General features: G+C 57.2%; 10 protein-coding genes. 3 read left to right on the plus strand and 7 right to left on the minus strand.

From position 1 onward, the window contains the following. The first annotated feature begins 113 nt into the window (after positions 1–113). The 3 genes from ABUK73_RS19815 (at position 114) to ABUK73_RS19825 (ending at position 4,452) form a co-directional block, all read left to right on the plus strand. Positions 114–1,088 carry a tyrosine recombinase XerC gene (locus tag ABUK73_RS19815; protein WP_353578807.1) on the plus strand — a complete coding sequence of 325 codons (975 nt, stop codon included), beginning with the start codon at positions 114–116 and terminating at the stop codon, positions 1,086–1,088. Between the two features lie 171 nt (positions 1,089–1,259). Further along, the gene (locus ABUK73_RS19820) at positions 1,260–2,312 is read left to right on the plus strand and encodes a TraB/GumN family protein (RefSeq protein ID WP_454892400.1); all 1,053 of its coding nucleotides are present in this window, start codon (positions 1,260–1,262) and stop codon (positions 2,310–2,312) included. Positions 2,313–2,457: 145 nt separating this feature from the next. After that, positions 2,458–4,452: a BCCT family transporter gene (locus ABUK73_RS19825; protein ID WP_353578809.1), complete on the plus strand. Its 1,995-nt coding sequence runs from the start codon at positions 2,458–2,460 to the stop codon at positions 4,450–4,452. Between the two features lie 71 nt (positions 4,453–4,523). Here ABUK73_RS19825 and lpdA read toward each other — a convergent pair whose 3' ends face one another. The 7 genes from lpdA to sucD all read right to left on the minus strand — a co-directional run bounded on the left by lpdA (position 4,524) and on the right by sucD (position 13,679). Beyond that, positions 4,524–5,930, minus strand: coding sequence for a dihydrolipoyl dehydrogenase (gene lpdA, locus ABUK73_RS19830; RefSeq protein ID WP_353578810.1), 1,407 nt, complete (start codon positions 5,928–5,930; stop codon positions 4,524–4,526). A 9-nt stretch (positions 5,931–5,939) separates the two neighbouring features. Further along, positions 5,940–7,073, minus strand: coding sequence for a DUF4241 domain-containing protein (locus ABUK73_RS19835; protein ID WP_353578811.1), 1,134 nt, complete (start codon positions 7,071–7,073; stop codon positions 5,940–5,942). Positions 7,074–7,176: 103 nt separating this feature from the next. Continuing rightward, positions 7,177–7,818, minus strand: coding sequence for a LysE family translocator (locus ABUK73_RS19840; protein WP_353578812.1), 642 nt, complete (start codon positions 7,816–7,818; stop codon positions 7,177–7,179). Between the two features lie 9 nt (positions 7,819–7,827). Next, the gene (locus tag ABUK73_RS19845; RefSeq protein ID WP_353578813.1) at positions 7,828–8,241 is read right to left on the minus strand and encodes an MAPEG family protein; all 414 of its coding nucleotides are present in this window, start codon (positions 8,239–8,241) and stop codon (positions 7,828–7,830) included. 69 nt (positions 8,242–8,310) lie between these two features. Continuing rightward, complete coding sequence (odhB, locus tag ABUK73_RS19850; protein WP_353578814.1) at positions 8,311–9,549, minus strand: 2-oxoglutarate dehydrogenase complex dihydrolipoyllysine-residue succinyltransferase; 1,239 nt, start codon at positions 9,547–9,549, stop codon at positions 8,311–8,313. Between the two features lie 56 nt (positions 9,550–9,605). Then, positions 9,606–12,602, minus strand: coding sequence for a 2-oxoglutarate dehydrogenase E1 component (locus ABUK73_RS19855; protein WP_113086122.1), 2,997 nt, complete (start codon positions 12,600–12,602; stop codon positions 9,606–9,608). Positions 12,603–12,776: 174 nt separating this feature from the next. Continuing rightward, positions 12,777–13,679, minus strand: a complete 903-nt coding sequence (sucD, locus tag ABUK73_RS19860) for a succinate--CoA ligase subunit alpha (RefSeq protein WP_353578815.1) — start codon at positions 13,677–13,679, stop codon at positions 12,777–12,779. Between the last annotated feature and the right edge of the window lie 90 nt (positions 13,680–13,769).

A 13,769-nucleotide genomic window follows, 5' to 3' on the forward strand; every position in this document is an offset into this window, starting at 1 on the left:
CCTCTGGAGACGGGAAAGGGAACCTTTAGCGCATCGGCCCAGAAATCGAAATCGATTTTCGGAGGGCATAATTCGCCCATGCGTTACACGCATTTTAACCAAATGCAGAGGGCATGCGTCTATGTTCGTCCATCAATGACGGGATATATGCCTTGGATGACATCCTCACCTTTGCCGATCAGGAACTTCTGAAAGAGCGGCAGCTATGGCTCTCTTCGCTGGAAGGTGAGAGGCGGCTGGCGGATAATACGCTCGAGGCCTATGAGCGCGACACGCGGCAGTTTCTGATGTTCATGACCGGCTATCTCGGCAATTCCACCCGCCTCACCGATATCAACAAGCTGAAACCCGTCGATTTGCGTGCCTTTCTGGCGTCTCGCCGAAAAGAGGGCGCCGGTGCCCGGTCGCTCGGTCGGCATCTTGCCGGGCTGCGATCTTTCCTGCGGCATCTGGAGAAGAAGGGCCTCGTCAACGCGGCGGGTGCGACCGCCATGCGATCACCCAAACAGCCGAAATCACTACCCAAACCGCTGACGGACCGGCAGGCGTTGAAGATAACGACAGCTGACGCACAGCTTTCCGAAGAACCATGGATTGCCGCGCGCAATGCCGCCGTGCTTGCACTGCTTTACGGATGCGGATTGCGTATTTCAGAAGCGCTTGGCCTGACAGCATCCGATCTGACCAGCGGAACGCGCAGCCTGCGGGTGACCGGCAAGGGCAACAAGATGCGGCTGGTGCCGCTGCTTCCCATCGTTCTGGAAGCGGTCGACGCCTATCGCTCGCTCTGCCCCTACCATCTGGCGGCGGACGAGCCACTGTTTCTTGGCGCGCGCGGTGGCAAACTTCAGCCAGCGATCATTCAGCGGGAAATGCAGAAACTGCGCGGTGCTTTTGGCCTGCCGGAAAATGCCACGCCGCATGCGCTGCGCCATTCCTTCGCCACTCATCTTCTGGCGGGCGGTGGTGATCTTCGCACCATTCAGGAATTGCTGGGACACGCCAGCCTGTCCACGACACAGATTTATACCGGGGTCGATACGGCGCGATTGCTCGAGATTTACGACAATGCGCATCCGCGCGCCTGATACATCGCCAACGATGTTTCGACCCATGCTTAAAAAGGAACAACCAGTAACGCCTTGTTAACCAAAGACGTTAACCGTCCGTGCAAATCCGCACCCTTATAAGCGTTGGCAGAAAACCGGGGTGATTCGATGATCGTTCTTTCCAGGCCTCAAAACCTGACATCGCTGCTGATGGGCCGTCTTGGCGATGCGCTGTTGTTGCTGCTGGCCTCGCTGCATGTCGCAGCCATTGCTGTTTTACTGTTAACTCTGCTGTCGCTGAGCGAAGCCAATGCGGCTGAGCAGCCCATTGTTTGCGCAGGCTCAAATCTGCTTATCGATATGCAGAAAACCGATCCGGCGCGCTATGCCGCCATTCTGGCTGATGCAAAGCAGATACCGAATGGCGAAGCCACATTCTGGAAGATCGAGAAGGCCGGCGTCGAACCATCATGGCTTCTCGGCACCATGCATATTTCCGACCCGCGCGTGGTGGGCATGCCCAAGGGTGCCAGCGAAGCCTTTGCAAAAGCGGCGACGGTCATTGTCGAATCGGACGAGATCACCAGCGAAAAGCAGGCAGCCGCCTCTCTTCTGGCAAAGCCGGAACTGACCATGTTCCTCGATGGCAAATCCATCACCGACATGTTGCCGAAAGACGATATCGCAAAGCTGGAAAGCGGGCTGAAAGAGCGCGGTATTCCGCTTAACGCCGTGGTGAAGATGAAGCCCTGGATTCTGTCCAGCTTCGTTGCGCTTCCCGCCTGTGAATTCGCCCGCAAGGCTCAGGGTGCCAGCTTTCTGGATATGAAACTCGCCAAGGACGCCCTAAGCCAAGGCAAGCAGCTGGTTGGTCTTGAAACGCTTCTGGAGCAGGTCACCGCCATTTCCGAACTGCCCATGTCCTTCCACATCCAGTCTTTGATCGACATGCTGCAGCTTGGCGACAAGATGAATGATGTCATGACGACGATGATCGACCTTTATCTCGAGGGCAATGTCGGCATGATCATGCCGATGATGAAGCACATCGATCCCAATCAGGATGCACAGACGCAGGATGGTTATGCAGCCTTCGAACAGCGTATCATCGATGACCGCAATCATGTGATGGCCAATGGTGCTGCGCCGCATCTGGAAAAGGGCAATGTGTTCATGGCTGTGGGTGCCTTGCACCTGCCCGGCAAGGTTGGCGTTATCGAACTGCTGCGCGAAAAGGGCTTCACGCTCACAGCTGTGCGATAGGCAGCATCGCCTAACCCACTGTAAAATTAGACTATTCTAAATAAAAATTAGGCCACGCCATGCAACCAACAGGCGTGCGATTCATTCATTCCTCGCACAGCGCCGCGCAAGCGGTGCTGGAACATCTATTGCGAGGGGACAAGGCATGGCTGAACCGCAACCACCAGAGCAAAAGCGCGTGGGTTTGACAGAGGGTGTCAACAAACCCGTCTTCTTCTGGTCCGTTGGACTGACACTGCTCTTCGTCATTGCCGGTGTCGTGACACCGCAAGGGTCTGCCGCGGTTTTCAGCGCCGCGCAATCGTGGATCGTGACCGAACTGGGCTGGATCTACCTGCTTTCGGTCGCCGTCTTCCTCATCTTCATGCTCTATCTCGGCTTTTCCAGCCATGGCCGTATCAAACTCGGCCCGAACCATTCAGAGCCGGATTACAGTTACGGCGCATGGTTCTCGATGCTATTTGCCGCAGGCATGGGCATCGGCTTGGTCTTCTTTGGCGTGGCGGAGCCAGTCAAACATTTCACCGCACCACCAACAGGCGATCCAGCAACCATTGATGCAGCACGCACCGCCATGGAAATCAGTTACTTCCACTGGGGCCTGCACGCTTGGGCCGTCTATGCCGTCATCGGCCTGTCGCTTGCCTATTTCTCGTTCCGCCATGGCCTGCCACTCACCATGCGCTCGGCGCTTTATCCGCTGATCGGTGACCGTATCTACGGGCCCATTGGCAATGCCGTCGATATTTTCGCGGTCATCGGCACACTGTTCGGTGTGGCGACATCGCTTGGTCTGGGCGTGCTTCAGGTCAATGCCGGTTTCAACCACGTTCTTGGCTGGCCGATCAGCTTCTGGATCCAGCTACCGCTGATCATTGTCATCACCGGCATGGCCACCGTCTCTGTCGCAACCGGTCTCGACAAGGGTATCAAGTTTCTGTCGAACCTGAACATGCTGATGGCGGTGGCCTTGATGCTGTTCGTCTTCGTCATGGGCCCGACGACCTTCCTCTTGCGCGCCTTCGTGCAGAACCTCGGCGCCTATCTCGACCACTTCGTCCTGCGCACCTTCTATATGTATGCCTATGCGCCGGATAAGGGACCAAGCGAATGGCTGGGTGACTGGACGCTGTTTTATTGGGGCTGGTGGATTGCATGGTCGCCCTTCGTCGGCATGTTCATCGCCCGCATTTCCCGTGGCCGCACCATCCGTGAATTCATTGCCGGTGTGCTGCTGGTGCCAGCCGGTTTCAGCTTTGCATGGATGACGGTGTTCGGTGACACGGCACTTTCCATGCATCTGACGGGCGCGACCACCGCAGTCTCCGAGGCTGTGGCCAACGATGTGACGCTTGCGCTTTTCGTGTTCCTCGAACAGTTTCCGCTTGGCGTCTACGTGTCGTGGTTTGCCATGGCGCTGATCGTGTTCTTCTTCGTCACCGGCGCGGATTCGTCCGCCCTTGTCATAGATACGCTGACTTCAGGCGGTCGTGAAGACGGACCGACAGCGCGTCGTGTCTTCTGGGCGATCGTCTCCGGCGTCATCGGCGCGATCCTGCTTTCGACAGGTGGTCTCGATGCGCTTCAGACAGCCTCCATCGCCGGAGCCCTGCCCTTTACCTTCGTTATGCTTTTGATGTGCTGGGGTCTGTGGAAAGGTCTGCAACGCGAGGGCTTGCGCCAGAACGCACTCGTCCAGAGCCTGAGGCCACGCCAGTCTGCCAGCTGGCAACGACAGTTGCAGGGCATCCTGAACCATCCCGGCAAGGCAGAGACAGACCGTTTCATGCAGGAAACTGCAACACCCGCGCTGGAAGCCGTTGCCCTTGAACTCGAGAAACGATCCCTCACCTCGCAGCTGGACAATAAGGACGACAGGCTAAAACTGACTGTCACGCCGGGCGAAGCGGAAGAGTTCATCTATGGCATCCGCATGCGCCGCTATGAGACGCCGGGCTACAGCTTCTTCGAAAGCCAATCCAGCCGCAAACGGGCCGAATATTACTACCGGGCCGAGGTTTTCCTCTCAGATGGCGGACAGGACTACGACGTGATGGGCTTTACCAAGGAAGAACTCATTCAGGACGTGCTGGCGCAATATGACAGGCACTTCCAGTATCTCCACGCCATCCGCGTTTAGACCTTGCGATCAGGCACAAAAAAGGCCGCAGCCCGGAAACGGGTCTGCGGCCTGTTGCTGAACATCAGATCTTACATGTGGATCGGCTTGAAGAAGGTCGCAAGCGCTGCTTCCTTCACGGCTTCAGACATGGTCGGATGCGCGTGGCATGTACGACCGAGATCTTCCGACGAACCCCCGAATTCCATCAGCACGGAAATTTCCTGAATCAACTCGCCAGCGCCAAAGCCGAGGATGTGGCCGCCGAGAACGCGATCCGTTTCCTTGTCGGCCAGGATTTTCACGAAACCATCGGTAACCTGCATAGCACGGGCGCGACCATTGGCGGTGAAGGGGAACTTGCCGACCTTGTATTCGATACCGGCAGCCTTCAGTTCCTCTTCGGTCTTACCGACAGAAGCGACTTCCGGCTGGGTGTAGACGACGCCAGGGATAACATCGTAATTCACATGGCCGTGCTGACCGGCAAGAATTTCCGCCAGCGCCACGCCTTCATCTTCGGCCTTATGCGCAAGCATCGGGCCCTTGACCACGTCGCCGATGGCATAGATGCCTTCGACATTGGTCTTGTAATGACCGTCGATCTCAACGCGGCCACGGCTATCCAGAACGACACCTGCTTCTGCCAGACCGAGACCTTCGGTGTACGGCTTGCGGCCTGTGGAAATCAGCACGACATTGGCGTCTAGCGTTTCAGCAGCACCGCCCTTGACCGGCTCGAACACAACCTTGGCGCCATCGCCAGACTTTTCGACAGCCGTGACCTTCGCGCCCAGCTTGAAATCGATACCCTGCTTGGCAAACAGACGCTGCGCCTGCTTGGACAGCTCGCCATCCATGCCAGCGAGAATATTGTCGAGATATTCGACGACCGTAACCTTGGCGCCCAGACGCGACCAGACCGAGCCGAGCTCGAGGCCGATAACGCCACCTCCGACAACGATCATCTTTTCCGGAACCTTGGAGAGCGCAATACCGCCCGTGGAGGAGACGATGACCTGCTCATCGATGTCGACCTGCACGCCGGGAATGCCTGCGACGTCGGAACCGGTAGCGATGACGATGTTCTTGGCTTCGATCTCCTGAACCTCGCCCGCATCGTTGGTCACGGAAACCTTGCCAGCGGACACGACCTTGCCGAGACCCTGGAACGTGTCGATCTTGTTCTTCTTGAACAGGAAGGAAACGCCATCGACATTGGCCTTCACCACGCCGTCCTTGTGGGCCATCATCTTGTCGAGGTTCAGCGTTGGCGCAGCAACCTCGATGCCAAGGCTATCGACGCCATGGGCGACATGCGCAAAGACTTCCGATGCGTGCAGCAGGGCCTTGGATGGAATGCAGCCAACGTTCAAGCAGGTGCCGCCATAGGTCGCGCGCTTTTCGATAACGGCAACCTTCAAACCAAGCTGCGCTGCCTTGACCGCGCAAACATATCCGCCGGGGCCTGTGCCGATTACAACTACATCATATGCCATAGCTATTTCCTATTCCTGAGTGCTTGATTTCGATTGATCGGACGTGCCGGGGCGCTTTTCAAGCTCCGCAATCACGTCCATGAGTTCTTTTGACCGGGGAGGGGGCATGCTCTTACCCTCGGCCTTTGCCTTGGCGGCGTATTCATCCATGCTCCGCGCAAAGGCTGAGTATGATTTGCTTAGAAACTGGTCGCTTGGTGCTAGCGCGTCGTCTGCACCAGCTTCCAGCATCGCACGCAGTGCGGCAGGGCGATCCTGGCGAATAGCTTCTAGAAGGAAAGAGCCGCCCCGACCCAAAATATAGTCCTTGGGCATAATGCGTTTCTCGACAAGGAATTTCTCGAAAGCGACATCATCACCTGCCTCAAGTGCCTTGAAGGCCGCTTTGTTGTCCGCTTGCTGCTCCACTGTCATTTTGGAAAGCGCTGCCGCCTCTTCTTTCTCTGCATCCGAGCGGCCATCGCCATCAGTGATGACGAAAAACTCGATGAAAGCCAGAACAGGCTTGTTATCTTCATCCAAGCCCCAAAACGTAGGATAATACCCATCACCCCAGCCAGCCTGCGTCATTGCAGCAGCGCCATCCTCACCCTTCAGGGGGTGGTCTACTGCAAATTCGTCAGCCTCTTTACCTGGCATCGCGTTAGCAATCACATCATCGTAATAATTGCTGTACTGACTGCCCGGCTTTTCCTGTTCGGCGGCTTCAAACTTGGCTCGCGCAGCGCCATAGCCCGCATTAGCGAAACCAGCGATCCCCGCATCGACCCCGATCCCAAAGAATTCGTCATCCTTCAGTGTGGCGACATCCTGACCTTCAATGGTAGCGATTTCAAATTTTTTGACCTGCGCTTGCGAAAATCGGATCACAAGAAACGCTGGCCGAGAGTGTTCGCTCGCACTTCGTATGAAAGATACGGGATAGGATCCGGGCTCTACAACCCGCGTGAATGGCTTCTTTTCTGGCTGAACCAACGGATCCAACGACACCAACTTCCCGTCAGGCAGCGTTAGTTCGCCAATCGGGACTTCGATCAACCTACGTTCAGAGAGTGAACTGGATGCCTGTGTAAAAACTCCGAGGTTCGAAGAAATTTTTGCAGGATCAAATCGCTCTCCATCCTTGCAGCCTGCTGCTAACAAAAGTGTCGCCCCGGCGGCAGCAAAAAATTTGACTCCGTTGCAAATCACAGGAAACGTCCAATCTTTACAGCCAGCAAACCGGCCCTCTCTCCAGTATGCTGGGTCACGCCGATTTTTCGGTTGCAAGTTTGATACCGAGCGCGATGAACACCACGCCGCTGGTACGGTCGATCCACTGACTGGCGCGAGCAAAGGCTGCGCGCATGCGCGGCGTTGTCATGAACATGCTGACACCGACGAACCAGAGGATGAGGCAGCCTGCCATGACGGAGCCATAGCCGAATTTGATCGGGACCGGCGTATGGGCATGTACGACTGTCGAGAAGATCGACAGAAAGAAGAAAACCGGCTTTGGGTTGAGCGCATTTGCGGCGAAACCCAGCGTGAAGGCCTTCAAGCCGGACTGGCGTTTCCGCTGAACCAACTCAGCGCCATCGACTTCGGGCATTTCCATCTTGCCCGCCCGCAAAGCCTTGATCCCGATGTAAATGAGATAGGCAACGCCGAGCCATTTGACGATGTTAAAGAGATAAACGGATTGCGAAATGATCAGTCCGAGACCAAGAATCGTGTACGTGACGTGGAACATCAGCGACGTTCCAATCCCGAAACTTGTGATGATCGCCTGGCGTCGTCCGTGCAACATAGCCTGACGCATCACCATCGCCAAATCAGCACCCGGTGAAATGATCCCGAAAAAGAAGATTGCCATCAAGGATGCAAGTTCAATCAGATATTGGTGCATCGACTGTCCTCAGAACAACAAGACAAACAGCATGAGCAAGAGCCCGATCATGGAGCCGATCCAGACCAGCGACCGGACATAGGGAATGCCGGCCAGATACAACGGGATATAGACGATGCGGCAGACAACCCAGATCCATGCACCAATCAAAGCAATCCCGGCAGGATCACCAGCCATGATGACGCCGAAGGCCAGAGCGATAAAGGCGACATAGGTTTCGAGAAAATTCGAGGCTGCGCGCTCTGCACGGCCAGCAAGCTTGCCCTGCGTTTTTTTGCCGTCGTCACGCGGACCGGCATTCCAGCTGCTTCCGAGTTCTTTCGTCGCGATCATGGCCTGCAGTGCGATATGCACCATCAGAATGAGCACACTGATCCCTACGAGGGGCAGAAACGGTGATGCGGCGAGGAAGGTGGGTTGCACGAGCAAGCTCCTGAGACAATTTCAGCGGGATTTCACTTGAAACCCCGCTGACCGAAAAAGCAAGTTCGATCAGAGATCGAGAACCAGACGCTCAGGATCCTCAAGGCTCTCCTTGACGCGAACGAGGAAGGTCACGGCTTCCTTGCCGTCCACGATGCGGTGATCGTAGGACAGCGCGAGATACATCATCGGACGGATGACAACCTGTCCGCCGATGGCGACCGGACGCTCCTGGATCTTGTGCATGCCGAGAATACCGGACTGCGGTGCGTTCAGGATCGGCGAAGACATCAGCGAACCGTAGACACCACCATTGGTGATGGTGAAGGTGCCACCCTGCATGTCGGCCATGCCGAGCGAACCGTCGCGGGCTGCCTTGGCAAGACGACCGAGTTCCTTTTCAACGCCTGCGATGGAGCGCTGGTCGGCATCGCGGATGACCGGAACGACGAGACCCTTATCAGTGCCGACAGCCATGCCGACGTGACAATAGTTCTTGTAGATGATGTCGGTGCCGTCGATTTCAGCGTTAACAGCTGGCAGTTCCTTCAGGGCGTGGGTCACGGCCTTGGTGAAGAAGCCCATGAAGCCGAGCTTGACGCCGTGCTTCTTCTCGAACACGTCCTTGTAGCGATTGCGCAGTTCCATAACCGCCGTCATGTCCACTTCGTTGTAAGTGGTCAGCATGGCGGCTGTGTTCTGCGCATCCTTGAGGCGACGGGCGATGGTCTGACGCAGGCGCGTCATCTTCACGCGCTCTTCGCGAACGGCATCGCCTTCAGCAGAAACTGGACGAGGTGCAGCAACGGCAGCAGGGGCTGCGGCTGGAGCCGACGTGCCCTTGGCAACAGCGGCCAGAACGTCACCCTTCAAAACCTGGCCACGCTTGCCGGAACCATCGACCTGATCGGCAGAGAGGTTGTTTTCAGCCAGCAGCTTTCCGGCAGCCGGTGCTGGCGGCATGGAGCTTGCAGCAGGAGCAGCGGAGACAGCAGGTGCCGGGGCAGCAGCAGCAGGCTCGGCAGCCTTTGCCGGTGCGGCGGCTGGCGCAGCCGCAGCAGTGCCGGCAGCACCTTCAGCGATCTGGCCGAGAAGAGCGTCGAGACCAACCGTTTCACCGTTCTGTGCGACGATTTCTGTCAACACGCCCGAGGCAGGAGCTGGAACTTCAACGGTTACCTTGTCGGTTTCCAGTTCTACCAGCGGCTCATCAGCCTTGACGGTATCGCCAACCTTTTTGAACCATGTTCCGACAGTTGCTTCGCTGACGGACTCGCCGAGGGTTGGTACGCGGATTTCAGTGGCCATGATCTAGTTCCGTTTCATCAGATATCTGTTTTGCGAGGGTGCGTGTGGGAGAGATTTTACTCTCCCAGCGCGTCTTCCAGGAATGCCGCGAGCTGCGCGAGGTGCTTGGACATCAGGCCCGTTGCAGGCGATGCAGCAGCCGGACGACCCGTGTAACGGACCTTCTGGTACTTGGCATCGATATGCGCCAGAACCCATTCCAGATAAGGGTCGATGAACGACCACGCACCCATGTTCTTCGGCTCTTCCTGGCACCAGACCATCTCGGCGTTGCGGAAGCGGGACAGCTCGTTGATGAGCGCCTTGGCCGGGAACGGATAGAGTTGCTCGATGCGCAGCAGGTAAACGTCGTCGATGCCACGCTTTTCGCGCTCTTCGAGAAGATCGTAATAGACCTTGCCGGTGCACAGCACGACGCGGCGGATCTTCGAATCCTTCTGGAGCTTGATCGGACCGTCCTTGATGACCTCGGCATCGTCCCACAGAAGACGGTGGAAGGAGGACTCGCCACCCAGTTCCGTCAGCGAAGACGTCGCACGCTTGTGGCGCAGCAAAGACTTCGGCGTCATCAGGATCAGTGGCTTGCGGAAGTCGCGCTTCACCTGACGGCGCAGGATGTGGAAGTAGTTAGCCGGCGTCGTGACGTTGGCGACCTGCATGTTATCTTCGGCGCACATCTGCAACCAGCGTTCCAGACGAGCGGACGAGTGTTCCGGACCCTGACCCTCATAACCATGCGGCAGAAGGCAGACGAGACCGGACATGCGCAGCCACTTGCGTTCACCCGACGAGATGAACTGGTCGAACACAACCTGCGCACCGTTGGCGAAGTCACCAAACTGGGCTTCCCACAGCGTCAGCGCATTCGGGCGGGCCAGCGAGTAGCCATATTCGAAACCGAGAACGGCTTCTTCCGACAGCATCGAGTTGATGACTTCGTAGCGGGCCTGCGTTGGCGCAAGGTTTGCCAGCGGAATGTAGCGCTCTTCCGTCTCCTGATCGTAGAGAACCGAGTGACGCTGCGAGAAGGTACCGCGTTCGCAATCCTGACCGGACAGGCGGATTTTGTGACCGTCGACGACCAGCGAACCGAATGCCATGGCTTCGGCCATCGCCCAGTCAAGACCTTCGCCGGTCTCGATCATCTGTGCGCGGTTTTCCATGAAGCGCTGAATGGTCTTGTGCGCCTTGAAGCCCTCGGGAATGGTCGACAGCTTGCGGCCGATTTCCTTGAGCTGCTTCATCGGAGCACCGGTCTTGCCACGACGTTGCTCATCGGCATTGTCGGCGGCACGCAGACCGGACCACTGACCGTCCAGCCAGTCGGCCTTGTTCGGCTTGTAGCTCTGGCCGGCTTCGAATTCCTGCTCCAGATTGGCGCGCCAGTCGGCCTTCATCTTTTCGAATTCGCCTTCGGTCAACAAACCTTCGGCAATCAGGCGTTCCGCATAGATATTCGCAACGGTCTTATGCGCGCGAATGACCTTGTACATCTTCGGCTGTGTGAAGGACGGCTCATCGCCTTCATTGTGGCCAAAGCGGCGGTAGCAGAACATGTCGATGACGACAGGCTTGTGGAACTTCATACGGTATTCGGTCGCAACCTTGGCCGCATAAACAACCGCTTCCGGGTCGTCACCATTGACGTGGAAGATCGGTGCTTCGATCATCTTGGCAACGTCGGATGGGTACGGCGACGAGCGCGAGAAGCCCGGATTGGTCGTAAAGCCGATCTGGTTGTTGATGATGAAATGCATGGTACCGGCAACACGGTGACCGCGAAGACCGGACAGTCCCAAAATCTCAGCAACCACGCCCTGACCGGCAAAAGCGGCATCGCCGTGCAGCAGCAGAGGCAGAACCTTGGCACGCTCGGACAATGGAATGGTATCGCCATCCCATGACTTGGCAAGCTGGTCCTGCTTGGCGCGGGCCTTGCCCATGACGACAGGGTTGACGATTTCAAGGTGCGACGGGTTGGCCGTCAGCGACAGGTGAACCTTGTTACCATCGAATTCGCGGTCGGAAGACGCACCGAGGTGGTACTTGACGTCACCCGAACCTTCGACGTCGTCAGGCTTGAACGAACCGCCCTTGAACTCATGGAACACGGCGCGGTGCGGCTTGCCCATGACGTTGGTCAGAACGTTCAGACGGCCACGGTGGGCCATGCCGAGAACGACTTCTTCCAGACCGTCCTGACCACCACGCTTGATGATTTGTTCCAGCGCCGGGATGAGCGATTCACCACCATCGAGACCGAAACGCTTGGTGCCCTTGAAGCGAACGTCGAGGAACTGTTCGTAACCTTCAGCTTCGACCAGCTTCGATAGGATCGCCTTTTTGCCTTCAGCGGTGAAGGCAACGCCCTTGTCCGGGCCTTCGATACGTTCCTGAATCCAGCCCTTTTCTTCCGGGCTGGACATATGCATGAACTCGACGCCGAGCGTCGAACAATAGGTGCGCTCGAGAATCTCGATCATCTCGCGAACGCTGGCATATTCGAGGCCAAGGACGTTATCGATGAAAATCTTGCGGTCGTAGTCGCTTTCCTCGAAGCCGTAGGACTTCGGCGACAACTCGTTGTAATCCTCAACCGCGCTGGCAATGCCGAGCGGATCGAGCTTGGCATGCAGGTGGCCACGCATGCGGTAGGCACGGATCATCATGATGGCGCGGACGCTATCGCGTGTCGCCTGAAGAACCTCTGCCTCGCTCACGGCCTTGCCGGTTTCAGCGCCCTTGGCTTCCGCCTTGGCCTGAACCTTCTTTTCGATAGCCTTTTCGACGGTGGCCCAGTTGCCATCCAGCGCCGAAATCAGATCGCCATTGGCGGCAATCGGCCAGTTGGAACGCTTCCAGGAAGCGCCCTTCGCCGCAGCCTTCACATCTTCAGGATTGTCGGAAAGCCCCTTGAAGAAGCTCTGCCATTCTGGAGACACGGAGGACGGATCCTCCTCGTACCGGGCGTAGAGCTGCTCGATATAGGCTGCATTCGCGCCGTCTAGAAACGACGTGATCTGAAACTGCTCGTTGGCTTCTTGCCTTGCCATTGTGTTTTCGCGGACGTATTCGCCCGCCTCCTCAATCCCGTTGATGACCGTTTCCGGTCTGCCGCTTTAGTTCACGCCATCAAGTGTTCTCACCTTAAGGCGTCAGTCTTTCTTCTTGCGGCTTCGGGCAGGCCGCCGTTTCCGACCCCTGCCCGCTGCCAAATTGATGCGATCTCAGCCCTTGAGGACTTCGACCAGCGTCTTGCCAAGGCGTGCCGGGGAAGGCGAAACCTTGATGCCCGCTGCTTCCATGGCAGCGATCTTGGATTCCGCATCGCCCTTGCCGCCGGAAACAACAGCGCCGGCGTGGCCCATGGTGCGGCCCTTTGGAGCGGTACGACCTGCGATGAAGCCAGCCATTGGCTTCTTACGGCCCTTCTTGGCTTCGTCGATCAGGAACTGTGCTGCTTCTTCTTCTGCTGCACCGCCGATTTCGCCGATCATGATGATCGACTGCGTGGCTTCGTCAGCGAGGAACATTTCCAGCACGTCGATGAACTCGGTGCCCTTGACCGGGTCGCCGCCGATACCGACAGCCGTCGTCTGACCGAGGCCTTCGTTGGATGTCTGGAACACAGCTTCGTATGTAAGTGTGCCGGAGCGCGACACAATACCAACCGAACCCTTGCGGAAGATCGAGCCCGGCATGATGCCGATCTTGCACTCTTCCGGCGTCATGATGCCTGGGCAGTTAGGCCCGAGCAGACGCGAGTTGGAACGGTCGAGGCGGGCCTTGACGCGAACCATGTCCATGACAGGGATGCCTTCGGTGATGCAGGTGATGAACGGAATTTCCGCTTCAATGGCTTCGATGATCGCATCTGCGGCGCCTGCTGGCGGCACGTAGATGACCGATGCATCAGCGCCGGTCTTTTCCTTGGCTTCCGCAACCGTTGCATAGATCGGCAGGCTTTCGCCCTTCGAACCGGTCCATGTTTCGCCACCCTTCTTGGGGTGAATACCGCCGACCATCTGCGTGCCGTAGTAAGCAAGCGCCTGTTCGGTGTGGAATGTGCCGGTCTTGCCGGTCAGACCCTGCACGAGGATCTTGGTGTTTTTATTGACGATAATCGACATCAATCTTGCCTATCTTTTTGGAGCAAAGCTTCAATATTCTGAAGCCGTTTGACCATCTCTAAATTTGCTGTGAGCAAAGCCTCATTGATC

This window comes from Agrobacterium vacciniicorymbosi, assembly GCF_040427045.1.
Lineage (GTDB): Bacteria > Pseudomonadota > Alphaproteobacteria > Rhizobiales > Rhizobiaceae > Agrobacterium.

What these genes read in the sequence shown, in the direction of transcription:
- ABUK73_RS19840 (WP_353578812.1), bottom strand. Translation starts at nt 7,818, where the DNA reads ATGCACCAATATCTGATTGAACTTGCATCCTTGATGGCAATCTTCTTT.
- ABUK73_RS19855 (WP_113086122.1), bottom strand. Translation starts at nt 12,602, where the DNA reads ATGGCAAGGCAAGAAGCCAACGAGCAGTTTCAGATCACGTCGTTTCTA.
- sucD (WP_353578815.1), bottom strand. Translation starts at nt 13,679, where the DNA reads ATGTCGATTATCGTCAATAAAAACACCAAGATCCTCGTGCAGGGTCTG.
- ABUK73_RS19815 (WP_353578807.1), top strand. Translation starts at nt 114, where the DNA reads ATGCGTCTATGTTCGTCCATCAATGACGGGATATATGCCTTGGATGAC.
- ABUK73_RS19825 (WP_353578809.1), top strand. Translation starts at nt 2,458, where the DNA reads ATGGCTGAACCGCAACCACCAGAGCAAAAGCGCGTGGGTTTGACAGAG.
- ABUK73_RS19820 (WP_454892400.1), top strand. Translation starts at nt 1,260, where the DNA reads ATGGGCCGTCTTGGCGATGCGCTGTTGTTGCTGCTGGCCTCGCTGCAT.
- odhB (WP_353578814.1), bottom strand. Translation starts at nt 9,549, where the DNA reads ATGGCCACTGAAATCCGCGTACCAACCCTCGGCGAGTCCGTCAGCGAA.
- lpdA (WP_353578810.1), bottom strand. Translation starts at nt 5,930, where the DNA reads ATGGCATATGATGTAGTTGTAATCGGCACAGGCCCCGGCGGATATGTT.